Below are 23,843 nucleotides of genomic sequence, written 5' to 3' on the forward strand. Positions count from 1 at the left end.
GTATTAACTCCCCTACATCTTTTAATGCCGGCAAACCCTTGCCGAATTATCTTCAAGTTGAGCGGATGACGGCCGATAACTCCACATAGTTTCCGGCGTTTCCGGAGCTGATTTTTCTGGAGAATGCAGCGTGCGAATCTGGGCAGTTGCCAATCAAAAAGGCGGTGTGGGTAAAACCACGTCTGTTGTGGCGTTGGGTGGTCTGCTGGCAGAAAGCGGAAAACGCGTACTGGTGGTGGACCTGGACCCCCATGGGTCGCTGACCAGTTGGTTCGGGTATGACCCGGACACCATCGCCCACAGTGTGTTCGACCTGTTCCAGCATCAGGGCAAGGTGCCTGAAGGCCTGCCTGCCCAGTTGATCACCGAAACCAGCTGCCCGGGGCTTTCCCTGCTGCCGGCGAGCACTGCGCTCGCGACCCTTGAGCGGCGGATGGTGGGTGTCGAGGGCATGGGGCTGATCATATCCCGCGCCCTGGCCCAGTTGTGGGACGATTTTGATTATGTCCTGCTGGATAACACGCCGTCCCTGGGCGTACTGATGGTGAATGCGCTGGCAGCCGCGCAGCATCTGGTTATCCCGGTACAGACCGAGTTCCTCGCCATTAAAGGCCTGGAGCGCATGCTGCACACGCTCTCCATGATTATGCGTTCGCAGAAGAACCAGCTTTCTTACACCATAGTGCCAACCCTTTTCGACCGGCGTACCCAGGCTTCTGTAAAGAGCCTTAACCTGCTGCGGAAAAACCATGCCGATTCGCTCTGGCGCTTTGCCGTTCCCGTGGATACCAAATTCCGCGATGCCAGCCAGGCCGGCATAACGCCCTCTTCGCTGGACAAAGAGACCCACGGTGTACGGGCTTATGTGCGACTGCTGAACGATTTGCAGGAAATGACGCGCTCCAAGACGGAGCGCCAGCATGCCTGACAAGAAATTGACACAGGTAGCTGATCCAAGCTCAGCCATCGCCAGCTACCTGGATGAATTGCTGCATACGGCAACGGGTACCGCCTGGCAGGGTGAGCCGGAACCGGAGCCGCCGAAACCGGTCGTTCGTGAGCGCGCTCGGGTGGCGCCGCGACCAGCGCCCGTTGTGGCCAGGCCGGCACCGGAAGTGAAGATTGAAACACCTGAGCCTGACATTAAAAGCCCTGAGCCGGAAGCTGAACAGGCTGCCGATATTCCGTCACCCCCGGCATGGGAGCCACCTGGCCGGCCGGAGTGGTCCGACAAGCCGTTCGAATGCCTGATTTTTACGGTCGCCGGCCTGCAACTGGCGGTGCCCCTGGTCCTGCTCGGGGCCATACATCGCATCGAGGAACCGGTGAAGCCGATTCCCGGCAGTCCGCGCTGGTATATGGGCATGCGTCCGGACCGGGACCACAACCTGCGGGTGGTGGACACGGCCGAGTGGATCATGGCAGGCCGTGCGCCAGCGGATGCCAGGGAGAATTATCGATTCGTCATCCGGCTCGACAGCAGCGAGTGGGGATTGGCCTGCGACGACGTGGCTCAGTCCTTTACCCTGAAACCGGACGAAGTTCGCTGGCGCACGGGCCGCAGCAAGCGGCCCTGGCTGGCGGGAACGGTCATTGACCACATGTGTGCGTTGATTGATGTTAAAACCATGGCCGACCTGCTGGTGCGGGCCGAGCGCGAACAACACCTTGACCTGAGTTAGACAGTTTCTGAATAACTCCGGTTACTGAATGAAACCGTGCGGTGCTGGCACGGTTTGTGCCCTTAACTATAGTATTGGGCACTGATGATGACTTTTTGACGATCAGGTTGCCCGCAGGGGCGGCCCACAGGAGACACAAGGCTATGGCATCCCCGAGCGGACAGAAAAATCAGGCCCAGGATGATCAGGTATTGCAGTACGTAACCTTCAGGCTGGACGACGAAACCTATGGCATTGATGTCATGCAGATCCAGGAAGTGTTGCGGTACACCGAAATCGCGCCGGTTCCGGGTGCCCCGGATTATGTTCTGGGCATCATCAACCTGCGGGGCAATGTGGTCACCGTTATCGATACCCGCCGCCGCTTCGGACTGGCGGATGCGGAAGTAACGGACGCAACACGTATTGTGGTGATGGAGTCGTCCAACCAGGTGATGGGTATTCTGGTGGATTCCGTGGCCGAGGTGGTGTACCTGAAAGCCAGTGAAATCGAGACTGCACCTAACGTGGGGAACGAGGAAAGCGCCAAGTTCATCCAGGGTGTGTGTAACAAGAACGGCGAACTGATCATACTGGTCGAGTTCGACAAGATGCTGTCAGACCACGAATGGGCTGAAGTCTCCGCTCTGTAACGCCGGCTGTTGCCGGCAGGCAGACACGATGGAGGCCCCGTGGAATAATCAACCGAGGACGTCCATCATGTTTGCAGATATCTCTTCCCTGGCCCCGTGGATTTTGACCACCATCTCGCTGGGCCTGCTGTTTCTCCAGGGCATGGTGTCTCGCCGTGAAAACCGCAAACTACGGGAGCAGCTAAAAGAACGCTGTGAAACTCTGGCCCGGGAGCTTCATGCGACCGCCAGTGGCAGTATGGGCGTGGGTCAGCGGGTGGTCACCTGTGAGCGCCAGCTTCATGAGCTGCGCGGCATACTCGACGAAATGCGCCAGAATGATCCCCTAAGAATATCCTACGACGAAGCCTCAAGGCTGGTGGATCTGGGGGCGGATATCGACGATCTTATGAATACGTGCGGAATTTCCCGTCCCGAGGCCGAGCTGGTGTCAGCACTCAGAAAACGTCAGGCGGCCTGACTCCCTGTTCCCGGTTGCGGTCCTCTGGGGTGAAGCCCCTGATGTGGAAGGCAAAGGCAAGAATCTCGGCAATCACCCGGTACAGTGACTCGGGAATTTCTTCATTCAGTGAAAGCCGCGCCAGGATACTCGCCAGTTCTGCGTTTTCGTACAAGGGTACGTTGTGCTCGCGGGCAATGCGGATAATCTCTTCCGCCAGTTCATGGGTACCGGTCGCCGTAATGGTAGGGGCTTTCTCACCATCATAATTGAGGGCGACGGCAGCCTTGCTGGGGTGATCGTCATCTTTTTTCATGCCCGGGTATCCACAAGTCTGTGTTCGAGTCGGGTGACGCTGCTCTGGGGTGTGCCACGGCGGCATTCCAGATCTGTTACCTCCAGGCCGAGGTCTGCCAGGCTCTGCCGCAAGGCGGGGAGTTCCTGATTCACCCGGCGCAGGGTCGTCTGCTTTTCTGCCCAGACACGGGCACTCACCGCCTGCTGTCGCAGAGCCACGTCGAAATGCAGGGGCCCGGCTTCATCCAGGTCCATGGCCAATGACAGCCGCCACTCGGCGGTTGGCCTTGTCGGAGATTTCCGTTCTGAATCCTGTTCTTCCAGGTACTGCTCAACCCGTAGCTGAGCCATCCTGGGTTCATTCTGAGGCGTCAGCCACGGCAGATCCAGCAGTAGCGTGGAAGCTGGTGGTGCCGCGTCACCGCCACCTCTGGCGGTCAATACCTGGCTATGCAACTGATTGACCGTAATGCGGTTAAGCATCCCTGCCAGCAGGCGAAGCATCTGTCCCACACTGGGCGGCTCGCCATTACCCTGGGGTGAGGGGGTTGTCATGGGTTGCGGGAATTGCAGCGGTGCCTGCATCAGTTCGGGGGTGGCGATGGGTGTCAGCCGGTTGAATTGTTCCGGAGTGCTGCCTTGTTGGGCCAGCAATGCCGTAATGATCCTGCCGAGGGCCAGCTTGAGATCGGGAAGCTGGCTGGCAGGAGTCTGGGCCAGGCGCGACTCGGCAAACAGGCCGCTTTCCGAAAGCCATTGTCGAACCTGTTGTGGTGCTGTCGCCTCACTGCCGGAACCCGGCGCCAGCCCATTACTGGCGGGAAGCCTTGCGACCATTTGTTGGATAGCCTGCCGGGCGGCCTCCGGAAGTGGTTGGGCCGGTCTTGATGACGGTAGCTGGCCCGGTAACGGGTCCTGTCTGACGCCCTGCGTCATTGTCGCTACAAGTTTGGCCAGCCCGGCATCTATAGACTGCTGCCAGGGCAGACGTTGGGCAAGGGCCCTGGCAATGCCAGCCTCCGGTGCCTGGGCCAGCTTGCCCATCAACTGCAATTCATTGCCGGCCCGCATGACTTTGACCCAGTCACCGGCTTCCAGGGCGGTATCCCCGATAGCGGCCTGAACGGTCAATGACTGGCCGCGGATTTCCAGTAGCAACTGTGCGCCGGTGGATGACTGGCGGTTGATCACTTCGGCCACCCGTGCCAGTGTGGTTTCCCGGTTGGCAAGTTTGAGCTGGTCGAGAAGAACCCGCGCGGATGCCGCCTCCGGCGTTGCCGCCGGTTGCTCGCCTGCCGGCCGGCTGGGGGCCGGCACGGGTGTATCTGTTTTTGGCGGTGGTATAGGGTTACCGTTTGGTAATTTCATTGCCACTGATTTGATGTCAGACAAGAGTATTCCTGAGACGCTTTCGTTATAATACGCCGCGCCGGCGAGGTTTGCCTTCCCGATCGTTTGAACCAGCTCTGGGGCCCCGATGTCTGAGCCGTTACTACAGGCTGTCAATCTTGAATGTGAACGTGATGACCGGGTGTTGTTCCGGGACCTCTCGTTTTCCATACTGCCCGGTACTCTGATCCGTGTCGAGGGCCCTAATGGTTCCGGCAAGACCACTCTGTTACGGATACTGGCGGGGCTGAACGACAGTTACAGTGGCGATCTGCTCTGGTGTGGTAAAAGCCGCCACGGATACCGGGAAGAATTTCTCCGCAACATGCTCTATCTCGGCCATCGTCCCGGCATCAAACCCCTGCTGACTCCCATGGAAAATCTGCGCGCCCTGATGGATGGTCGTCGGTCATTGCCTGACAAGACCCTGTGGCAGGCTCTGGAAGGTACAGGGCTTGGCGGTTTCCAGACAGTACCCTGCCGTAATCTGTCCGCGGGCCAGCAGCGTCGGGTGGCCCTTGCCAGGTTACTGATAGCGGATGAGCCTTTGTGGATACTCGATGAAGTCTTCACCGCGATTGATATCCAGGGAGTGGCGGCCCTGGAACGTTTGCTGATCGAGCGGGTGGAAAATGGCGGCGCCATCGTAGTAACCACACACCATGATTTGCGGCTGCCTTCGATGCAAAGGGTCACGCTGGGCGGAGGTGACGGTTATGGCCACTGAATTCACCGTCAGCGTGCGTTCTGCGGATGTGTCGGTGGGCACGGCCACTGCCATGAAAGCGGTTTTCGTCCGGGATCTGAAAACAGCCTTCCGGCAGCCCCAGGACCTGCTCAATCCACTGCTGTTCTTCGTGATGGTAGTAACCCTTTTCCCCCTCGGGGTTAGCCCGGAAGTATCATTCCTGCAGCAGGCCGGCGGCGGTATCCTGTGGGTAGCGGCATTACTGTCAGTGCTCCTTTCACTGGATCACCTGTACCGGCACGATTTTGACGATGGCACCCTTGAGCAATTGGTGCTTCAGCCCCAGCCTCTGTTCCTGCTGGTACTGGCCAAATCCCTGGCGCACTGGGTGCTGACCGGGCTGCCGCTGGTGCTGCTGGCCCCGGTTCTCGGGATAATGGTGCACCTTGAGGGGAACTCTGTTGCGGTTCTGTGTCTAACGCTGCTGATCGGGACGCCCGTACTGAGCCTGATCGGCTCCATCGGGGCAGCGTTGACGCTAGGCTTGCGGTCGGCCGGTGTGCTCTTGTCACTGCTGATCATTCCCCTGTACATTCCGGTGCTGATTTTTGGCACCGGCACGGTGCTGGCCGCTGCTGAGGGCGCGCCGGTGACTGGACAGCTGGCACTGATGGGCGCGTTTCTGATGCTGGCCCTGACATTGGCGCCCTTCGCATCAGCCGCCGCTTTGCGAATCAGTCTGTCCAACAGTTAAAACGTAGAAGGGTAGCAACCTGATGTGGCAAATTTTTCACAAGCTGGGCTCTCCGAAGTGGTTCTTCGGTATTGCATCGACATTGATGCCCTGGTTGCTTTGGGTTGGCGTCGCCCTGCTGTTGGCCGGCATTGGGTGGGGGTTGGCCTTTGCGCCACAGGATTATCTGCAGGGCAATAGCTACCGCATTATTTTTATCCACGTACCCTCGGCGTTTCTGGCCCAGTCGGTCTACATCATGATGGCCGTGGCGGGTCTGGTGACGTTGGTCTGGCGTATGAAGCTGGCGGATGTATTTGTAAAAGCTGTCGCGCCGGTGGGGGCCGTGCTTACCTTTCTGGCGTTGTTTACCGGGGCTGTGTGGGGCAAACCGACCTGGGGAACCTGGTGGATATGGGACGCCCGGCTCACCTCCATGCTCATCCTCTTGTTCCTGTATTTTGGTGTGATAGCTTTGGGCGCAGCCATATCGGATGAGAAATCCTCGGCTCGTGCGGTTGCCGTGTTGGTGCTGGTGGGGGTTGTAAATATACCCATCATCAAATACTCCGTTGAGTGGTGGAATACCCTTCATCAACCCGCCACCTTCAAACTGACGGAAAAGCCCAGTATGCCCGCGGAAATGTGGGTGCCGCTGCTACTGTCGGTACTGGGGCTATACCTGATTTTTGGCTGGCTGGCCTGTTTGCGGATGCAGACCGAGATCCTGGCTCGGGAAGGCCGCACCCGCTGGGTGAAACAACTGGTCCAGGCAGGGGGTGACTGACCCGATGGCATTTGATTCGTTCGGCGCCTTTATCGTTATGGAAGGGCACGGCCCCTACGTGTGGACCTGTTACTTCGTGTTCTTCCTGCTCATGGGGGCCGTTGCGTACTGGTCCTTGCGCCAGCGTCGTTTCGTGATCAAGCAGCAGCGCCGCCGGATGGATAGCACACCAGTGCGGGACCAGAGCCCAGCGGGCGCGAGTTTTACCCGAATTGAACCTTCACAAGACTGAGTGGTAGACGAACCATGCATCCGATCCGGAAGAAACGGCTCACCATTATCCTTTTCCTGCTTGCCGGAGTGTCAGTGGCGGTAGGGCTGACCACCTATGCGCTACGGCAGAACATAAACCTGTTTTATGACCCCAGCCAGATTGCGGAGGGCGAAGCTCCGGTGGATGTGCGCATAAGAGCCGGCGGTATGGTGGAGGAAGGTTCCGTAATAAGGGATCCTGAAAGCCTGAGGGTCGAGTTCAAGGTAACGGATTTCACATCTTCGGTATTGATGGAATACACCGGTATCCTGCCGGATCTGTTTGCCGAGGGTCAGGGCGTTGTTGCCATGGGGCGTCTGGATGGCAATGGTCGCTTCGTGGCGGACCAGGTGCTGGCAAAACACGATGAGAATTACATGTCCCCCGAAGTGAAAGAGGCAATGGATAAAGCGGCGGGTAAACGTGCTGCCCTGCCTGACGGCCATGGCGAAGCTACTGCCAGCTACTGAAATCGCTGGCCACCCTGTTGAATTAGTTGGAGAACCCTGATGTATCCGGAGCTCGGACAAATCGCACTGATACTCGCGCTGTTGCTGGCAGTGTTGCTTTCCGTGGTCCCGCTTGTGGGCTCGGTGGCAGGGCGTGACCAGTTGCAGGCCTTTGCCAGGCCACTTTCAGCCGGGATGTTTGTGTTTGTGGCGCTGGCCTTCGGGATACTGACCCGCGCCTTTGTAACGGACGACTTTTCCGTGGCTTATGTGGCCAACAACAGCAACAGCATGCTGCCCTGGTACTACAAGTTCAGTGCGGTCTGGGGCGGGCACGAGGGCTCGTTGCTGCTGTGGATACTGATGCTTGTGGGCTGGACCCTGGCGGTTGCGGTGTTCAGCCGTCGCCTGCCCGCGGTGATGGTCTCCCAGGTACTGGCAGTCCTTGGCATGGTCACGGTGGGGTTCCTGCTGTTCACTATCATCACCTCCAACCCCTTCGACCGGACACTCCCAAACGTACCGGCGGACGGAGCCGACCTGAACCCCCTGTTGCAGGACTTCGGCCTGATTGTTCATCCGCCGATGCTTTATATGGGTTATGTCGGCTTTTCAGTAGCGTTCGCCTTTGCCATTGCGGCTCTGATTAACGGCAAGCTCGACGCCGCCTGGGCGCGCTGGTCCCGCCCCTGGACAACCGTGGCCTGGGCGTTCCTGTCGCTGGGTATTGCCCTGGGCAGCTGGTGGGCCTACTACGAGCTTGGCTGGGGTGGCTGGTGGTTCTGGGACCCTGTGGAAAATGCCTCCCTGTTGCCATGGCTCTCGGGTACGGCATTGATGCACAGCCTGGCCGTCACTGAGAAACGGGGCGTGTTCAAAAGCTGGACGGTCCTGCTGGCTATTGTCACATTTTCCCTGAGCCTGCTCGGGACCTTCCTGGTGCGTTCGGGTGTGCTTACATCCGTGCATGCCTTTGCGTCTGATCCGGATCGGGGCACCTTCCTGCTGGTGCTGCTGGCGATCACCATCGTCTCCAGCCTGACCCTGTATGCGTTCCGGGCGCCGGTGGTGCATGTCCGGTCCCGCTATGGAAGCCTTTCACGGGAAATATTCCTGCTGCTGAACAATGTGCTGCTGGTGGCCGCGACACTGCTGGTCCTGGTGGGAACCCTGTATCCGCTGGTACTGGATTATCTTGATATGGGACGGCTTTCCATTGGCGAGCCGTTCTTCAGCCTGACCTTCAGCCCGTTGGCGATTGCTGCCGGTCTGTTACTGGGTGCTGGCATATTTTCGCGCTGGAAAAAAACCGACGGTGGTTGGCTGGGGCGCAAGCTGCTTTGGCCCCTGGCGGTCAGCGTGGTGGTCACCGCGGCGGTTATGGTGGGTTATGGAGAGTTCAAACCCTGGGCCTTCGCTGGCGTCTTCGCCGCCGTGTGGGTAAGTGTTGCCACCTTCTGGGATCTCTGGGACAAGTCCGGTTCCAAAAAAGGCCGGCTCTATGGGCTGCGGCGCCAGTCGCGCAGTTATTACGGCATGGTGCTCGGGCATCTGGGGCTGGCTATCACCATGGCCGGTGCCACGGTGGTATCCAACTATGGGGTAGAACGGGATGTGAGGATGTCCCCGGGGGATACGGCCTCAGCGGGAGGCTACCAGGTAACATTTACGGAAATTGGCAATCGTCGCGGCAAGAACTTTACTGCGGAATACGGGCGCTTTGAGGTCTCCGATAGCAATGGGCGGGTGGTTTCGACCCTTTACCCGGAAAAACGTCAGTACATGGTGCAGCGCAACACCATGACGGAAGCCGGGATAGACGCCGGCCTGTTCCGGGATGTGTTCGTGGCTATCGGTGAGCGTGTTTCCGACGATGCCTGGGCAATTCGCCTGCAATACAAGCCCCTGGTGCGCTGGTTGTGGCTCGGTTCTCTGTTCATGGCTGCCGGTGGCTTCCTGGCGATCTCTGACCGCCGTTATCGTATCCGCGACAAGGTAACCGAAACACAGTCTTCAACGGCTTCGCAGGATGGCGACAGAAGCCGTCCTGATCCGGCGGGGGCTTTGTCATGAAGCGAGTGTTTCTGTTCATACCGGTGATTGTCGCGGTGGTACTTGGTGTGGTTCTTTTTGCCGGCATCGGCAAGGACCCCAATAAGCTGGAGTCGGCACTGATCGGCAAACCGGTGCCGGAATTCCGGTTGAAGGACCTTCACGATGAAGAGCGTGAACTGACCCGCGAGGTATTCAAAGGTCAGGTATCGCTGTTGAATGTGTGGGGGACCTGGTGCCCCGCCTGCCGCGATGAGCATGACGACCTGGTCTGGCTGGCAGAAGACAAGGGCGTTCGCATTGTAGGCCTGAACTACAAGGACAACCGTGACGATGCACTGGTCTGGCTGGATAAACTGGGGGACCCGTATCAGGTGTCCATCTATGATCCCCGTGGCCGGCTGGGTTTTGACCTGGGTGTCTACGGTGCACCGGAGACCTACGTAATCGATGCCGAAGGCATCGTGCGCCACCGCCATGTTGGGGTAGTCAACGAGAAAGTCTGGGAGCGGGATATTGAACCCCTGGTTAACCGTTACCGGGAGAAGATCTGATGATTCGTGCTGTACTGGCGGCGTTGTTACTGATGACATTCGGGCCTTCGTCAGTGGCCCAGTCCAACGATGTATACAGTTTCGATTCCCGCGCGGAAGAACAACGGTTCCAGACCCTGATCTCGGAGCTGCGCTGCCCCAAGTGCCAGAACCAGAACATTGCGGATTCCAACGCCCCGATATCCAAAGATATGAGGGAGGAGGTCTACCAGATGATGTCGGAAGGCGCCCGCAACGAAGAAATCGTCGATGCCCTGGTCAGTCGCTTCGGTGAGTTTGTACGCTACAAACCCGAGGTAGACCGCCGCACGATTCTGCTGTGGGCCACCCCGGTGATTGCAGTGGCGGTTGGTTTTCTTGTGGTGGCCATTATCGTGATACGCGCCCGTCGAAATGGCGTAAACGAACCCGCGTTGACGGACGAAGAGCGAACCCGGGCCTCCCGGATTCTCGCTGAGGGTGATTACGATCGTAAGCCCTGATTCGTGGGTTTTCAGCCCTTCAGTATCGCAATGTTTTCACTCATTTCCCATTAACCGGACCATGACTGCTCCATGACACAGACGTTCTGGCTCACCACAGCCGTAATGATCATACTGGCGCTGGCCTTTGTTATCGCCCCCCTGTTTTTTTACCGTTCGGGCCGTCGTGCCGAGCTGGACCTGCGCAATCAGAATCTGCTGGCTTATCGGAGCCGGATGGCAGAGCTGGACAGCGAATTTGAGGCGGGAGCCATGGACGAGGACAGCTACCGGCAGCTCCGGGAAGAACTGGCAGGTAGCATGCTGGATGATGTGCCGGACGCTGACCAGGGTGTGCTGGAATCTCCGGCGCAAGTGCATGGCGGCAAAAGCTCCTTTGCCGTGGTGCTTGCCAGCCTGGTGATCGTCCCGGCCGCAGCTGTGTTTCTGTACCAGCAGTGGGGCGCAATGGACGAGGTGGAACAGTTCCGTTCCATGCAGGAAATGATGGCGGCGGATGGGGACCGGCTTGGTCAGATGCAGGAGCTTACGGCCCAGTTGCGGGAGCGCCTGGAGGAGAAGCCCGACAATACGGAAGGCTGGGCGATGCTGGGCCGCACTTATATGCGCCTGGAACAGTACAGCGATGCTGCGTGGGCCTTTGAACAGCTTGCCGGTAGCATTGACGAAGACGATAACGGTAAGGCGGTAGCGTGGGGGCTGGCCGCCCAGGCCCGGTTTTTTCTGACTCAGGGCGAGATGACGCCCGAGGTGACCGGAACCATCGAGAAAGCCAGGGAGCTTAACCCGGACGAGGTGAACTCACTGGGACTGTTGGGCATCCATGCCTTCAGCCAGGAAGACTATGAGGAGGCGATTCGCTATTGGGAGCGCATTGTTGCGGTGGCGCCGGATCATCCCCAGATCGGTTCTATCCGCCAGGGTATTGAGCAGGCCTATCAACGGCTTGGTCGTGAGGCACCAGCGCAGGAATCGGAGGTGGCTGCCGGGCCGGGCGTTACCGTGCGGATAGAAATTGCCGAGTCCTTCCGCGACCAAGTACCGGACGACACCACTTTGTTTGTATTGGCTCGCAGAGCCGAGGGGCAGGGTGGGCCGCCACTGGCAGTAGCCCGACTGACCGCCGGCCAGTTACCGGCAGATGTACGGCTGGATGACCGTTTCAATATGTCACCGGATGCAAAGGTTTCGGAGGCCGGCGAGGTGCGTGTACAGGCAAGACTGTCACAGTCGGGAACGGCGCGGCCTCAGGCTGGCGATTGGGAGGGCGAACTGGACGAGCCGGTGCCGGTGACAGGCACCGATGCTGACCCCGTCACCCTCGTTATCGACACCCGGCTTGTGCGATAGCCCCTCAGTTTCCGCTGGTTCGCAAGCCGTCCGGGTAAAGTGGTGGTAACGGCTCGGTTTTACCGTCCGAATGGGCGGAACCGCGAATCCGGATCAACGTTGCCACCAGGCGGTCCCCGTCCCAGGGTGATGAGGCATGCTGTTCTGGCGTGCCGAACAGCCGCTGTTGTAACTGCTCTATCTCTGCCGCCAGCTCTTTGTCCTGAAGGAAGTGATTAACATCGGCCACGCTGTGGAAAGCGGTGGCCGGATGCCGTGCGGCCATCCAGCGCACCAGCAAATCGGCGGCGGTTGGTGAACCAGCATGGGCCGCATCACATAGCTCCCGGAACTGCGCTTTTTCACGGGCCTCACGGGGAGTCTCGACGGGTGACGGAGTGCGCGCCTTGCGCCTCGACATCCACCAGGCCGCAGCGGTTGCCATCCAGGCTCCAAGAAATACCAGTGTGGCCACTGGCCAGAAGCCAGGGCCCGTGTTCCCTGCCGCTGTGCCGTCCATATCCTCTCCCCCGTCTTCAGCAGCAACATCCGCCTGGTTGGGTGGATCTGAGGGCAAGGTCTCGATCTGTCCGGGGATTGCTTCAATGGTAAGGGGCCTGGCCGGGACCACGGCAACCCGTTCGGTGTTGCTTTCGGTATCCCACCAGGGGATGCGGATTTCCGGCAAGATCAGTTGGCCCGGCTGGACTGGCACCAGTGCCGTTGTCTGCGCCAGTCGGGATGCCAGTCCCTCCTTGCCGGGAGTAGTTGTACGTTCTGGCTTCTCCGGATACGCCCGCACACCGTCCGGCATCTCGTCAGGGAAGGGCGGCAGGGTCTCGGCGGGCAAGCCGTCAGCTTGCAGTGTCAGGGTTCGGGTTAGGTTCTGGCCCGCGGTCAGTGTCTGATTCTGAGGCAACCCGGATTCGTTCAGCTCCAGGTTACGTGCCGGCAGCCAGGTATCACCGCTGAAATTCGCAGGTACGCCCTTTACGGGCACATCGAACAGGGTGGCATTATCCCGCAGGAATTTCAGCTGACCGTCGTTATTACGGGCCTGACCTTCAAACCGGACGGGTGGCAGGCTGAGCTGTCCCTCTCTTTGCGGGAAGATCGCGTACCGCCGTTCCACCACCCGGTAGCGCACGCCGTCCCGGTAACGCGTGTACTCGCTTTGCTTGCCCAGGGATTCAATGATGGCGTGGGGATGCTCGGGCTCTGACAACTCGCCACGAATGAGGTTGCCGGTGAAGAACAGCCTGATGGTCAGCACCAGCTGCTCCTGCACGTAGACTTCATCTTTGTCGGCCGTCAGTTCGATAAAACTTTCCCGTGAGGCATCCGCTTCCTGGTCGGGTGGCGTGCCGCTGATCACTTCGATAGTGACCGGGTCGGACTCCGAATCCCGGAATTTGAACCCGGGAATCGTCAGCTCGCCGGTGGTTTTTGGGGCCAACTGATACGTCCAGGTGATCTCGCCGATCATTTCGTTGTTGACAGTGCGGATGGAGTACTGCTGATTACGGGCCAGGATCTCGAAATCGTCCTCTACTTTCTCGATGTCCGGCTTGGGCAGGCTGGACATGTCGAAATCAAACAGGTTGCCGAGATTGATATCGATCTTGGTGCTGCCTTTCACCGTCAGGGTGAGCACTTCGCCTTCGTAAAGACGCGTCCTGTCCGGCTCAACGATGAGGTCATTTGCCGCCATGGCCTGTCCCGCCATGGCCAGAAGCAGCGATATCAGAATAAACGGATAGGTCAGCCGGCTTACCATGGTGTATCGCCCTCGTCAGATGGTGTTTCCCGTTCCTGGTATTGTTGCAGGAATTTTCTTCGCAGCAGGCCTCCCGGATTGTCCGGAATGCGTCTGAGCCATTGCTCCTGGCCCTGGCTTAGTGGCGAGGTTTCCAACTCCGCCGGCGAGCGGGTCGCCTGGCCATCGTTTTCATTGCTCTGGGCGTTGCTTTGATCTTCCTGTCCTGGCGACGGGTCCTGTTCCTGGTTGTCGCTGTCGCCGTCCGGTTGTTGATTATTCTGCCGCTGGTCGCCGGGCTGCCCGGATGACTGTCCTTGCTGGTTCTCCCTTTCCGGATCGCCCTGGGAATTTTGCTGATTACCCTTTTGTTGCTGGTTGCCCTGTTGTTGCTGGTTGCCGTCCTGATCCGAGGAGTCATTTCCTTCCCCTCCCGACTGATCCTGCTGTTGCTCCAGGAGCTGCTTTACCAGGTCACGGTTAAATAGGGCATCGTCATGATCCGGTTGGTTTTTCAGCACTTTTTCGTAGGCTTTCAGCGCTTCTTCCAGCTTGCCAGCTCGAGCCAATGCATTGCCCCGATTGTATTCCGCCGATGGGGTTTCAGCCCGGGCAAAGGCTTCAGCAGCGCTCCCGAAGTCGCCCTCCCGGTAGAGCGCGCTGCCGCGCCAGGCAGGATCATCCAGAATTTGTGCCGCACGGCCCGGATCTTTTTCAATCAGTTCAGGGGCCCGCTGGTCCTGTCGCGACCACAGGCTGTCCCAGTCCAGCGCCATGGCCGGACGGGGTGTGAGGGGGAGCAGTGCCAACAGCATGACGACCATGGCCCCACGGCGCCATCCGATAAGTGCCAGCGGTGCTGCCAGCCAGAGTAGCCAGTAGCCATCGTCCTGCCAGCGTTTGACGGTCAGGTCCCGGTCGCTGTCTCTCCAGTCCGCGGAGTCGATGGGGCGGAGCTCCAGGGCAAGAATATCGTCATCGGTAATGGTCAACCCGTGGCTGCTGCCATTGTTCCTGCGCGCCAGCCTGGCCATGCCGTCCGGGTCGGCCCGGGCAATGACGATGTCGCCGTTTTCTTTAATGAATCCCTGCCGAGCCAGTGGTATTGGCCCACCCTCTGCAGTTCCGACGGTGAGCGTGCTCAGAGCAAAGCGGCTGGCCCCGAGGTTGTCAGTGATGCGCTTGCGATAGCGTTCTCCTACCTCGTCAGCGATCAACAGCATACGTCCCTTGCCTGGCGCTCCCTGCTCAAGTAATTCAAGACCGCGCTGAATGCCCAGGTCCGTGCGGTTCCCGGTGGCGGGCATGATAACGGGCTCCAGCACGTCGAGCATGCCTTCGATGGTGTTGCGGTCATCGGTCAGTGGCGTGACCACATGGGCATCTCCTGCATAAACCACCAGCGCTGTCAGGGCGCCTTCGCGAGCCCTGAGAATATCGCGGATCTTGCGTTTGGCCACCGTCAGCCGGTCAGGTTCCACATCGGTTGCCAGCATGGACAGCGACAGGTCCAGTACGATCACCAGACTGTCGTCTTGCTGCTGTAACGGGGTGGGCGCCTGGCGCCACGAAGGCCCGGCAAGCGCAATCGCCAGTACGACGACAGCTGCCACTGCCGGCCATACGGGTGATTTACGGGGCGTACCGTCAGCGCCGGACTGACTGATCATGGGTCGAAGTAATCTCGCCGGGATGATTTTGCTCCAGCCACTGTCGCTCAGGTGAAAGCGCCTTAAAATCAGGGGCAACAGCAAGGCCGCCAGCAACAACAGTAACCAGAGTGGGCGGAGGAAGTGGAAATCAGCCATTGCCTGCCTCCTGTGCCGGGTTTACCGATTGGCGTCCGGCGCCTGCAATCCTGACCCCCTGCATCAATACCCATATAAGTGCTGCAAAGCCTGCAGGCCAGGCATAGAGTTCGGTCACGGGGCGGTAGTGCTTGCCCTCCAGCTCGATCGGCTCCAGTTGGTTAATGCTTTCGTAGATCAGTTCCAGCTCGGGCAGACTGCGGGCCCGGAAATACTCTCCGCCGGTTTGCTGCGCTACACGCTTCAGCAGCTCTTCGTCCAGATCCCGTGAGGGATTGACACGGCGGGAGCCAAGCAATCCGCGCTGAACCATGGATTCGGCGCCGATGCCGATGGTGTAAATGCGCACGCCGGCAGCCCTGGCAATCTCGGCGGCTTTGTCCGGGGCAATTTCTCCCGCCGTATTGGCGCCATCGGTCAGCAGGATGACAACCCGCTGTTCCTGGGGGCGGTCCCGCAGGCGTTTTACCGCCAGGCCCAGCGCATCGCCGATGGCTGTCGCACGGCCAGCCATGCCAATGCCTGCTTCATTGAGCAAGGTTTTCACTGTGGCCCGGTCAAACGTCAGTGGCGCCTGGATATAGGGCTCGGTACCAAACAGCAGGAGCCCGAGCCTGTCGCCTTCCCGGCGCTGAATGAAATCATCGAGGACCCGCTTGACCGCCTGCAGCCGATTTATGCTGCGGCCCTGGATCACCATGTCCTGTTCGTCCATCGAAGGAGAAATGTCCACTGCCAGCAGGAGGTCACGCCCGCTGACGGGAAGCTGTACCTGCTCTCCCACATGCTGTGGCCGGGCCAGTGCTACCACCAGCAGAAGCCACATCAGCAGCGTCACCAACTGTTGCCAGAGAGGGACCCGGCTGCCACTGCGGCTGACGCCTGGCAGATCGGACAGCCAATGGCCAACCGGAAAAACCGGTGCTTCCACAGACTGGGCACTGCGACGGCGCAGGCGCAGAAGCAGCGGCAGCAAGGCCAGCAACAACAACCATGGATAGGCAAGGGTCAGCATTTCTGCCCTCCCAGCCAAACCCTGGCAAAGGCGACGGCTTCCTCTGGTCGACAGCCGGGAACCGGGCGCCATGCACTGTTAACCATGGCCTCGACCACCGGCCGGGATGCTACCCGGTCTTTCGGGCTGGTCTCGAGGAGAAAGCGGACCCAGGGTTCACCGGAGAGGGACTCCGGTATCCGTTCCGGGTAGCGCTGCCTGGCGGACTGTTTCAACAGCTGGTTCAGGGCGGCGAACCAGTGATTATCCGCCACGGCGTTCTGTTCCAGCCGCTGCAGTTCCTTCTTTGCCGTGCCCAGCCAACGGTTTTTGCTGCGCTTCTGCCGGAGGAGAACGAACGCCAGTACCACCAGTGTCAGGGCAATAGCCAATAATATCCACCAGCCAGGGGCCGGGGGCCAGAAGCCTCCGGGTTGTGGCAGGTGTATGTCTCTGAGCTGGCTCAGTGGATCCTGTTCCATCATCGGTCTGAAGCGGTCCTGTTATCCAATGTGCCCACGGGGGCCGAGCAGTGTCTGCAGTATCAGTGCCGGCTGGTCGCTGGTCATGACGCTGGCGGGTTGTACACCTGCCATGCGGAAGCACTCTCCCAGCGCTTCGGTATGCTTACGGACCTTTTCGGCATACGCCTGCTGGAACCGGGGGTTGCTGCTGTCAAACCACACCGGCCCGTCTTCGCCGGCGATGGCAAAACGACCACTCTCGGGCAGTTTCAGCTCCAGCGGGTCAATAATCCTGAGTGCACTGACGCTATTGTGACGCGCCAGTGCTCCGAGTAACCGTGACGTGTCTGCGGTAATGTTGAGAAAATCACTGAGTACGAAAATACGACTGCCGGTGTGGGCGACCCGGCGAGCCTCCTGCAATGCGGTATCCAGGTTCCGGTCCGGCTCGCCTGCCGGCTGCCGGTTCTGATCGTTACGGGATACCCGCTGCTGTTGTGCCACGGTATCAAGCAGCCTGAGTACCGATTTCTTGCGGCGTGCAGGGCGCTGGACACTGAGGGTCCTGCCATTGAATACGATACCTCCCACCTGATCCCCGGACCCGAGTGCAAGCCATGCCAGGATGCCTGCCAGTTGCGCACAGCGAACCTGCTTGTACGCGCCGGTGCTGGCAAAGAAAAGCGACGGGCCAAGGTCACACAGCAACAACACCGGCCGCTCACGCTCCTCTTCATAAAGCTTGGTATGGGGCGATTGGCGCCGAGCTGTCACCCGCCAGTCAATACTGCGTATATCGTCACCGGGCTGATACTGTCTCACTTCGGCAAATGCCATGCCACGGCCCCTGCGGGGAGAACGCTGCAGCCCGGCCTGGCGGGATCTCACCGGCCGCGCCGCTGGCAGTTTCAGGGCGCGGGCATCCGCCTGCAGCCGGATCAGCCCGGGCAGTGAAATATGGGTGGCTGGCTCGTCAGATACGGTCATGGTCACGGTGTTCAGGCGGTGACCGGAACGCGGTCGATGAGCCGCTGGATGATGGCATCCGCCGTCAGACCTTCGGCCTCTGCCTCGAATGTGAGCAGGATCCGATGTCTGAGTACATCAAAGGCAATGTTGCGGACATCGTCCGGGCTGACGTAATCCCGCCCCTCGAGCCAGGCCATGGCGCGGGCGCAACGGTCCAGCGCAATCGTGCCTCGCGGGCTGGCGCCAAACGCGGTCCAGCGTGCAAGCTCTGGGTCCAGGGTGGCCGGATCCCGGGTTGCCAGTACCAGTGCCAGCAGGTACTGCTCGACAGGCTCCGACATGTAGATATCTGAAACCTCATTTCTGGCCTGGAAGACCTGATCTGCCGTCAGGCGGACTTCCGCCGCCACCTGGCCGCGCCGGTAGTCGTTTCTTGCCAGGTGCAGTATGGCTTTTTCGGCGTCAGCGGACGGGTAGTCGATGACCACGTGCATCAGGAAGCGGTCCAGTTGGGCTTCGGGCAGCGGATAGGTGCCCTCCTGCTCTATCGGGTTCTGGGTGGCCATTACCATGAACAGGCGATCCAGCGGAAAGGTGCGCATACCGACGCTGACCTGTCGCTCGCCCATGGCCTCGAGCAATGCCGACTGGACCTTGGCTGGTGCCCGGTTGATTTCGTCGGCCAGCACCAGATTATGGAAGATCGGCCCGTGTTGAAACTCGAACTGGCCTGTTTCAGCGCGGTAGATTTCGCTACCGGTAACGTCTGACGGAAGCAGATCGGGAGTGAACTGAATGCGGTGGAAATCACCTTCAAGGTGATCGGCCAATGCCTTGATAGCAGTGGTCTTGGCAAGGCCGGGAGCGCCTTCCACCAACAGGTGACCGTCGGCGAGCAGGGCAGTCAGCAAACGGTCCACCAGCTTTTCCTGGCCGATTATTCTTTTTGCTAACTGAGACCTGAGCTCGCCAAACGTATGCTGTAATGCCATGGGAAATGTCTACTCCTGGTGCACGGAAGGTTCGCGTAAGTAGTTGCCGCAGTTTTCGCATCTGCGGCGCAAAAATCAAGGCTTTGACTATGCTTATGTGACAGTACGCCGATTACGTTTATTTCACACTCATAGAGGTCGACTATGAATGCGCTGACAATCGCCAGCAAGGAACAGTTCTTTCAGCAGCTGGACGAAGCTTTCGCGGAAAAAATAGCAAAAACCGAAGCGAAGAAAATCAGTGAATTCGCAAAACAGCATTATGCCCATATTCCTCTCGAAGAGCTCGTGAGTCGCCGGTTCTCAGATACCTACGGTGCCATCCTCGCCCGCTGGCAGTTTCTCCAGAAGCGCGCTGCGGATGAAACCCCGGTGTCGGTCTTCAATCCTGATCTGGAGAGTGATGGCTGGCAGTCGACCCATACGGTTATTTATATCCTTCATCCCAATATGCCGTTTCTCATCGACTCGCTGCGTATTGCGATCAATCAACGTGAAATCGGTACTCATTCCATTCAGCATTCGATCCTCCAGGTGGAACGGGATGGCCAGGGCAAGCTGAAAAAGCTGCACCCGCCCAAGAAGAAGGCGACCAATACCGGATACGAAGCGTTCATTGTTCTCGAGATTGATCGCCACAGCAGCCCGGATGATCTTAGGTCCCTGGAGGAAGTGCTTCAGACTATCCTTCATGAAGTCCGGATTGCGGTCAGTGATTTTCCGATTGTCACTGAAAAAGTCAACGAAATCAGCCGGGAGCTGGATAGCACGACCGCCGGCATAGATGAGGATCAGAAGGAAGAGGCGAAAGCATTTCTGGAGTGGCTGGTCAGGGATCATTTCACCTTTCTGGGCTACGACGAATACGATTTCGCAAAGGACAAGAGCGGGTTGGTGGTTCGCCGTGTGGAGAACTCCGAGCTGGGGATTCTCCGCGTCAACAATGAACGGCCGGATAAAGTGCGACTGAATGAATTGCCGCAGCGCACGCGGCATGAAATGACCCGCACTGACGATATTTTCATCTTCGCCAAGTCCGCCCAGCGGTCGCGGGTGCACAGGCCTGCCTATCCGGACTATATCGCGGTCAAGAAGTTCAACAGCAAAGGCGAGGTGGTTGGCGAGCGCCGCTTCCTGGGTCTTTACACGTCCCGTGTCTATAACGAGCGGCCGGACGAGATCCCTCTGCTCAGGCGCAAGGTTCAGTCTGTCATGAGGCGGTCGGGTTTTTTGAGGGATGATTACGCCGGCAAGGAGCTGGATCAGATTCTCACCGTGTATCCTCGGGACGAGCTGTTCCAGATTGAGCCAACCGAGTTGTTGTCGGTCGCCAAGAGCATCCTGTACATACAGGAGCGTCGACGCATAGAACTGTTCATGCGGGAAGACGTGTATGGCCAGTTCGTGACCTGTCTGGCGTTTTTCCCACGGGACATCTACAACACCGAACTGCGACTGAAAGTGGAGCAAGTGTTGCACGATACACTCGACGCCGAAGATATCGAGTTCGTCACCCATTTCTCCGAATCCGTGCTGGCCAGGGTGCAATTCACCATTCGTGTGCCCCAGGTGGAAAATCGCCAGCTCCCGATCTCGGAAATACGCGAGAAGGTTATCGATCTTGCCCAGTCGTGGCGCGACGGGCTCCTGGAGGCCCTGAACGAGGCTTACGGCGAAGAGCAGGGCAACGAAATGTTCCGGCTCTATTCCGCTGGTTTCCCGGCCAGCTATAAGGATATGTTCTCGCCAAGGCGTGCCGCCATAGATCTCGAGCACATTTCCGGTGCGGCCAGTGAAAAGCACCTTGCGATGAGCTTTTACAGAGCGCTGGAAGAAGACGAGAGCACACTGCACTTCAAGCTTTTCTACCCAGATGAGCCTCTGCCGTTGTCGGACGTGATGCCGATTTTTGATAATCTCGGGTTCCGGGTCATTGGTGAGCATCCGTTCGAGGTCAGTGACCGGCGAGGGAATATTGTCTGGATTCACGACTTCACCCTGCAGGCCCATAGCGGAAAGGTCGTGGATATACACCGCATTCGTCCCATCTTTGAGGACCTGTTCCGCCGGGTCTGGTATGGCGATGCGGAGAATGATGCCTTTAACCGGTTGTTGCTGTCGTCCTATATGAGCTGGCGTGAAATCGCCTTGCTGCGGACTTATGCCCGCTATATGCGGCAGATCCGGTTCTCCAACAGTCAGACCTTTATATCCAACACCCTCGTCAACCATGTGGACCTTACGCGCCTGTTGCTTGAATTCTTCGAGGTACGGTTCAACCCTGCTCGCTATCAGAGTGAGGGAAAGAGTGCCGCCGCGCAGCAGAAGCTGGAAATCGAGTTCAACGCTGGCCTTGATGATGTGGAAAACCTCAGTGAAGACCGCGTTTTGAGGCTATTTCTCGAGTTGATGCAGGCCACCCTGCGCACCAACTACTACCAGCCCGACAGGGAGGGCAGGACCAAGCCTTATATCAGTGTGAAGTTCGATCCGTCAGAGATTCCGGATGTGCCGTTGCCTCTGCCCATGTTCGAGATTTTTGTCTATTCGCCACGGGTTGAGGGTGTGCATCTGCGCGGTGGCAAAGTTGCGCGGGGCGGTTTGCGCTGGTCCGACCGGTTCGAGGACTATCGCACCGAAATCCTGGGGCTGGTCAAGGCGCAGCAGGTCAAGAACGCCGTTATTGTGCCAGTCGGAGCCAAGGGCGGTTTTGTGGCCAAGCGCCTGCCCGACATGTCGGACCGCGAAGCTTTCCAGGCCGAGGGTATAGAGGCCTACAAGACGTTCATCCGGGGTTTGCTGGATATCACCGATAACCTTGTGGAGACCGGCATCCAGCCACCTGAATCGGTTATCCGGCATGACGACGACGATCACTACCTGGTGGTTGCCGCGGACAAGGGCACGGCAACCTTCTCTGACATAGCCAATGGCCTGGCGGCCGAATACGGCTTCTGGATGGGGGATGCGTTTGCCTCTGGCGGCAGCAATGGTTATGACCACAAGAAAATGGGCATTACCGCCCGTGGTGCCTGGGTATCCGTCGAGCGGCATTTCCGCGAGCTGGGGATCAATCCTGCGCTGGACGAATTCACCGCCATTGGTATTGGCGATATGGGGGGCGATGTATTTGGTAACGGGCTGCTGTCATCGGAGAAGACAAAACTGGTGGCTGCGTTCAACCACATCCATATCTTTATCGACCCGACACCAGATGCGGCCAAAAGCTACAAAGAACGTAAGCGTCTGTTCGAGCTGCCGCGTTCCTCATGGACGGACTACGACGCCAGCCTGATCTCCAAGGGTGGTGGCGTGTTCAGTCGCAGTGCCAAGTCGATACCCGTCAGCCCTGAGATGAAGAAGTTGCTGGGGATCAAGTCTGATCGTGTACCGCCAAATATGCTGATTACCCACATTCTGAAATCCCAGGCAGACCTGCTCTGGATCGGTGGTATCGGCACGTATGTGAAGGGACACGAGGAATCCCACGCTGATGTCGGCGATAAGGCCAACGATGCGTTGCGTATTAACGGCTCCGAACTTCGCTGCAAGATTGTGGGTGAAGGTGGCAACCTGGGAATGACACAGCTCGGGCGCATCGAATTTGCCCTGAGGGGTGGCCGGTTGAATACCGACTTTATCGATAACTCCGGTGGCGTGGACTGCTCAGACCATGAAGTGAATATGAAAATCCTGCTCAACCATGCCGTTGCCATGGGGGATCTCACCGACAAGCAGCGCAACATCATGCTGGAGGAAATGACCGACGACGTTGCCGCACTGGTGCTGAAGAACAACTACCGGCAAACCCAGGCGATCAGTATTGCGAGCATGAGTGCAGTGACGCGCCTGGAAGAATACCGCCGCCTGATGAACACCATGGAAAGCGAAGGCAAGCTGAACCGCAGCCTTGAGTTCCTGCCGGACGATGAAACCCTGTCGGAGAGAAAACTGGACAAAAAGGGGCTGACACGCCCCGAACTTTCGGTGCTGATCTCTTACGTCAAGGGCGATCTGAAACAGACGCTTATCAACAGCAGTCTTCCTGACGAGCCCTTGCTGGCCGGGGAAATGTACAAGGTGTTCCCTCAGGAGCTCACCCGCAAATTCTCCAGGGAGCTGGGAGAACACCAGTTGCGCCGGGAGATCATCGCAACGCAGATTGCGAACGATATGGTCAACCACATGGGGATTACCTTTGTTGAGCGGCTGAAGCAGTCTACCGGGGCCGATGCCGCCTCGATCGCGCTGGCATGGATTATCGCCCGGGACGTGTTCCGCCTGGATACCTGGTGGGACAAGATCGAATACCTGGACTACTTCATTCCGGCGAACCTGCAGATAGAGCTGATGGGGGATCTGATGCGGCTGATTCGCCGCGCTGTTCGCTGGCTGCTGCGTAACCGCCGGGCCGAACTCAGTATCCAGAGCCATATGGAGAGGTTTGCCGACAGCGTTTGGAAAATCACGGCGGACCTGCCGGATTATCTGGGAGACCAGGCGCGGGCAGACTGGAAGAAGCGGCACGATGCGCTGGTTGAGTCCGGGTTACCCGAGGATCTTGCCTCGGTGGTGTCCGGTACCAGTTACCTCTACTCCTCTCTGGGTATTATCGAGGCAAGGGAGGCAACCGGTATGCCGCTGAAAACCGTTGCCAATCTGTACTATGACCTCGGTGACAAGCTTGACCTCAACTGGTTTGCCAATGCCATTGCGGCACTGGTGCCCGCCTCCCACTGGCAGGCCCTGGCTCGCGAGAGCTTCCGCGAGGACCTGGACTGGCAGCAGCGTGCGCTTACCACGGGGGTACTCAAACTGGCTGAAAAACCAGCAGACGTTAATGGCTGTGTCGGGAACTGGATAGAGCGGCACTCCGCCATGATAAACCGCTGGAAATCCATGCTGACCGAGCTCAAAGGTGTCAGGGAACCGGAATATGCCATGTTCTCGGTGGCTTTGCGGGAGCTTCTGGATCTGGCACAGACAACCATGCATGAGCAGCACGAGGACGTTGTCACTCCGACCACTTGAGTATTGATTTATGGTGTTTATTGCCGTTCAATTCCGGCATCACAAATTTACGGATGGGAGGTT

22 protein-coding genes are annotated in these 23,843 nt (G+C 58.7%); 14 read left to right on the forward strand and 8 right to left on the reverse strand.

Translation table 11 applies throughout. The features are described from left to right. Nucleotides 1-130: 130 nt before the first annotated feature. The 4 genes from ABJM11_RS06940 to ABJM11_RS06955 all read left to right on the forward strand — a co-directional run bounded on the left by ABJM11_RS06940 (nucleotide 131) and on the right by ABJM11_RS06955 (nucleotide 2,774). Nucleotides 131-928, forward strand: coding sequence for a ParA family protein (locus tag ABJM11_RS06940; protein ID WP_348295023.1), 798 nt, complete (start codon nucleotides 131-133; stop codon nucleotides 926-928). Continuing rightward, nucleotides 921-1,682, forward strand: coding sequence for a CheW domain-containing protein (locus tag ABJM11_RS06945; protein ID WP_348295024.1), 762 nt, complete (start codon nucleotides 921-923; stop codon nucleotides 1,680-1,682). The genes ABJM11_RS06940 and ABJM11_RS06945 overlap by 8 nt, the downstream gene beginning before the upstream one ends. A 143-nt stretch (nucleotides 1,683-1,825) precedes the next feature. Continuing rightward, nucleotides 1,826-2,314 (forward strand): chemotaxis protein CheW, encoded by a 489-nt coding sequence (locus tag ABJM11_RS06950; protein WP_348295025.1) that lies wholly within the window; start codon nucleotides 1,826-1,828, stop codon nucleotides 2,312-2,314. Nucleotides 2,315-2,381: 67 nt separating this feature from the next. Continuing rightward, nucleotides 2,382-2,774, forward strand: a complete 393-nt coding sequence (locus ABJM11_RS06955) for a DUF2802 domain-containing protein (RefSeq protein ID WP_348295026.1) — start codon at nucleotides 2,382-2,384, stop codon at nucleotides 2,772-2,774. Here the strand turns inward: ABJM11_RS06955 and ABJM11_RS06960 are convergent. After that, nucleotides 2,752-3,069 carry an EscU/YscU/HrcU family type III secretion system export apparatus switch protein gene (locus tag ABJM11_RS06960; RefSeq protein ID WP_348295027.1) on the reverse strand — a complete coding sequence of 106 codons (318 nt, stop codon included), beginning with the start codon at nucleotides 3,067-3,069 and terminating at the stop codon, nucleotides 2,752-2,754. The genes ABJM11_RS06955 and ABJM11_RS06960 overlap by 23 nt on opposite strands. Continuing rightward, nucleotides 3,066-4,418: a flagellar hook-length control protein FliK gene (locus ABJM11_RS06965; protein ID WP_407069973.1), complete on the reverse strand. Its 1,353-nt coding sequence runs from the start codon at nucleotides 4,416-4,418 to the stop codon at nucleotides 3,066-3,068. The genes ABJM11_RS06960 and ABJM11_RS06965 overlap by 4 nt, the downstream gene beginning before the upstream one ends. A gap of 109 nt (nucleotides 4,419-4,527) precedes the next feature. On the opposite strand from ABJM11_RS06965, the gene ccmA reads away from it, so the two are divergent. From ccmA to ccmI, 9 genes are all read left to right on the forward strand, one after another. Continuing rightward, nucleotides 4,528-5,166, forward strand: a complete 639-nt coding sequence (gene ccmA / locus ABJM11_RS06970; protein ID WP_348295029.1) for a cytochrome c biogenesis heme-transporting ATPase CcmA — start codon at nucleotides 4,528-4,530, stop codon at nucleotides 5,164-5,166. Beyond that, entirely contained in the window at nucleotides 5,156-5,881 is a 726-nt protein-coding gene (gene ccmB / locus ABJM11_RS06975; protein WP_348295030.1) for a heme exporter protein CcmB, read from the forward strand. The genes ccmA and ccmB overlap by 11 nt, the downstream gene beginning before the upstream one ends. A gap of 22 nt (nucleotides 5,882-5,903) precedes the next feature. Next, the gene (locus ABJM11_RS06980) at nucleotides 5,904-6,647 is read left to right on the forward strand and encodes a heme ABC transporter permease (protein ID WP_348295031.1); all 744 of its coding nucleotides are present in this window, start codon (nucleotides 5,904-5,906) and stop codon (nucleotides 6,645-6,647) included. Nucleotides 6,648-6,651: 4 nt separating this feature from the next. Continuing rightward, complete coding sequence (gene ccmD, locus ABJM11_RS06985; RefSeq protein ID WP_348295032.1) at nucleotides 6,652-6,879, forward strand: heme exporter protein CcmD; 228 nt, start codon at nucleotides 6,652-6,654, stop codon at nucleotides 6,877-6,879. 14 nt (nucleotides 6,880-6,893) lie between these two features. Further along, entirely contained in the window at nucleotides 6,894-7,370 is a 477-nt protein-coding gene (gene ccmE, locus ABJM11_RS06990; protein ID WP_348295033.1) for a cytochrome c maturation protein CcmE, read from the forward strand. 39 nt (nucleotides 7,371-7,409) lie between these two features. After that, the gene (locus ABJM11_RS06995) at nucleotides 7,410-9,422 is read left to right on the forward strand and encodes a heme lyase CcmF/NrfE family subunit (RefSeq protein ID WP_348295034.1); all 2,013 of its coding nucleotides are present in this window, start codon (nucleotides 7,410-7,412) and stop codon (nucleotides 9,420-9,422) included. Beyond that, a complete protein-coding gene (locus ABJM11_RS07000) occupies nucleotides 9,419-9,955 on the forward strand; it encodes a DsbE family thiol:disulfide interchange protein (RefSeq protein WP_348295035.1) in 537 nt (178 codons plus the stop codon). The genes ABJM11_RS06995 and ABJM11_RS07000 overlap by 4 nt, the downstream gene beginning before the upstream one ends. Continuing rightward, the gene (locus ABJM11_RS07005; RefSeq protein WP_348295036.1) at nucleotides 9,955-10,437 is read left to right on the forward strand and encodes a cytochrome c-type biogenesis protein; all 483 of its coding nucleotides are present in this window, start codon (nucleotides 9,955-9,957) and stop codon (nucleotides 10,435-10,437) included. Before ABJM11_RS07000 ends, ABJM11_RS07005 begins: the two co-directional genes overlap by 1 nt. Before the next feature lie 72 nt (nucleotides 10,438-10,509). Then, nucleotides 10,510-11,787 (forward strand): c-type cytochrome biogenesis protein CcmI, encoded by a 1,278-nt coding sequence (gene ccmI, locus ABJM11_RS07010; protein WP_348295037.1) that lies wholly within the window; start codon nucleotides 10,510-10,512, stop codon nucleotides 11,785-11,787. 4 nt (nucleotides 11,788-11,791) lie between these two features. Here the strand turns inward: ccmI and ABJM11_RS07015 are convergent, their stop codons facing one another. The 6 genes from ABJM11_RS07015 to ABJM11_RS07040 are packed head-to-tail and all read right to left on the reverse strand — an operon-like array spanning nucleotide 11,792 to nucleotide 18,749. Beyond that, complete coding sequence (locus ABJM11_RS07015; RefSeq protein ID WP_348295038.1) at nucleotides 11,792-13,543, reverse strand: BatD family protein; 1,752 nt, start codon at nucleotides 13,541-13,543, stop codon at nucleotides 11,792-11,794. Next, on the reverse strand, nucleotides 13,537-15,330 hold the full coding sequence (locus ABJM11_RS07020) for a VWA domain-containing protein (RefSeq protein ID WP_348295039.1): 1,794 nt from the start codon (nucleotides 15,328-15,330) through the stop codon (nucleotides 13,537-13,539). Before ABJM11_RS07020 ends, ABJM11_RS07015 begins: the two co-directional genes overlap by 7 nt. Further along, nucleotides 15,323-16,345 carry a VWA domain-containing protein gene (locus tag ABJM11_RS07025; protein WP_348295040.1) on the reverse strand — a complete coding sequence of 341 codons (1,023 nt, stop codon included), beginning with the start codon at nucleotides 16,343-16,345 and terminating at the stop codon, nucleotides 15,323-15,325. Before ABJM11_RS07025 ends, ABJM11_RS07020 begins: the two co-directional genes overlap by 8 nt. Beyond that, the gene (locus ABJM11_RS07030; RefSeq protein ID WP_348295041.1) at nucleotides 16,339-16,809 is read right to left on the reverse strand and encodes a DUF4381 domain-containing protein; all 471 of its coding nucleotides are present in this window, start codon (nucleotides 16,807-16,809) and stop codon (nucleotides 16,339-16,341) included. Before ABJM11_RS07030 ends, ABJM11_RS07025 begins: the two co-directional genes overlap by 7 nt. Before the next feature lie 18 nt (nucleotides 16,810-16,827). Continuing rightward, on the reverse strand, nucleotides 16,828-17,775 hold the full coding sequence (locus ABJM11_RS07035) for a DUF58 domain-containing protein (RefSeq protein ID WP_348295042.1): 948 nt from the start codon (nucleotides 17,773-17,775) through the stop codon (nucleotides 16,828-16,830). Nucleotides 17,776-17,786: 11 nt separating this feature from the next. Next, on the reverse strand, nucleotides 17,787-18,749 hold the full coding sequence (locus ABJM11_RS07040; RefSeq protein WP_348295043.1) for a MoxR family ATPase: 963 nt from the start codon (nucleotides 18,747-18,749) through the stop codon (nucleotides 17,787-17,789). Nucleotides 18,750-18,893: 144 nt separating this feature from the next. Here ABJM11_RS07040 and ABJM11_RS07045 point away from each other — a divergent pair, with 144 nt between their 5' ends. Continuing rightward, nucleotides 18,894-23,780: an NAD-glutamate dehydrogenase gene (locus ABJM11_RS07045; RefSeq protein ID WP_348295044.1), complete on the forward strand. Its 4,887-nt coding sequence runs from the start codon at nucleotides 18,894-18,896 to the stop codon at nucleotides 23,778-23,780. The last annotated feature ends 63 nt before the right edge of the window (nucleotides 23,781-23,843 follow it).

It is taken from the genome of Marinobacter sp., from assembly GCF_039977835.1.
In the GTDB taxonomy this organism is placed as follows: Bacteria; Pseudomonadota; Gammaproteobacteria; order Pseudomonadales; family Oleiphilaceae; genus Marinobacter.

Coding starts and splice junctions, on each gene's coding strand:
- ABJM11_RS06950 (WP_348295025.1), top strand. CDS start 1,826: ATGGCATCCCCGAGCGGACAGAAAAATCAGGCCCAGGATGATCAGGTA.
- ccmD (WP_348295032.1), top strand. CDS start 6,652: ATGGCATTTGATTCGTTCGGCGCCTTTATCGTTATGGAAGGGCACGGC.
- ccmB (WP_348295030.1), top strand. CDS start 5,156: ATGGCCACTGAATTCACCGTCAGCGTGCGTTCTGCGGATGTGTCGGTG.
- ABJM11_RS06955 (WP_348295026.1), top strand. CDS start 2,382: ATGTTTGCAGATATCTCTTCCCTGGCCCCGTGGATTTTGACCACCATC.
- ABJM11_RS07045 (WP_348295044.1), top strand. CDS start 18,894: ATGAATGCGCTGACAATCGCCAGCAAGGAACAGTTCTTTCAGCAGCTG.
- ABJM11_RS06960 (WP_348295027.1), bottom strand. CDS start 3,069: ATGAAAAAAGATGACGATCACCCCAGCAAGGCTGCCGTCGCCCTCAAT.
- ccmI (WP_348295037.1), top strand. CDS start 10,510: ATGACACAGACGTTCTGGCTCACCACAGCCGTAATGATCATACTGGCG.
- ABJM11_RS07025 (WP_348295040.1), bottom strand. CDS start 16,345: ATGCTGACCCTTGCCTATCCATGGTTGTTGTTGCTGGCCTTGCTGCCG.
- ABJM11_RS07020 (WP_348295039.1), bottom strand. CDS start 15,330: ATGGCTGATTTCCACTTCCTCCGCCCACTCTGGTTACTGTTGTTGCTG.
- ABJM11_RS07040 (WP_348295043.1), bottom strand. CDS start 18,749: ATGGCATTACAGCATACGTTTGGCGAGCTCAGGTCTCAGTTAGCAAAA.
- ABJM11_RS07005 (WP_348295036.1), top strand. CDS start 9,955: ATGATTCGTGCTGTACTGGCGGCGTTGTTACTGATGACATTCGGGCCT.
- ABJM11_RS06995 (WP_348295034.1), top strand. CDS start 7,410: ATGTATCCGGAGCTCGGACAAATCGCACTGATACTCGCGCTGTTGCTG.
- ABJM11_RS06965 (WP_407069973.1), bottom strand. CDS start 4,418: ATGAAATTACCAAACGGTAACCCTATACCACCGCCAAAAACAGATACA.
- ccmA (WP_348295029.1), top strand. CDS start 4,528: ATGTCTGAGCCGTTACTACAGGCTGTCAATCTTGAATGTGAACGTGAT.
- ABJM11_RS06980 (WP_348295031.1), top strand. CDS start 5,904: ATGTGGCAAATTTTTCACAAGCTGGGCTCTCCGAAGTGGTTCTTCGGT.
- ABJM11_RS07030 (WP_348295041.1), bottom strand. CDS start 16,809: ATGATGGAACAGGATCCACTGAGCCAGCTCAGAGACATACACCTGCCA.
- ABJM11_RS07000 (WP_348295035.1), top strand. CDS start 9,419: ATGAAGCGAGTGTTTCTGTTCATACCGGTGATTGTCGCGGTGGTACTT.
- ABJM11_RS07035 (WP_348295042.1), bottom strand. CDS start 17,775: ATGACCGTATCTGACGAGCCAGCCACCCATATTTCACTGCCCGGGCTG.
- ABJM11_RS07015 (WP_348295038.1), bottom strand. CDS start 13,543: ATGGTAAGCCGGCTGACCTATCCGTTTATTCTGATATCGCTGCTTCTG.
- ccmE (WP_348295033.1), top strand. CDS start 6,894: ATGCATCCGATCCGGAAGAAACGGCTCACCATTATCCTTTTCCTGCTT.
- ABJM11_RS06945 (WP_348295024.1), top strand. CDS start 921: ATGCCTGACAAGAAATTGACACAGGTAGCTGATCCAAGCTCAGCCATC.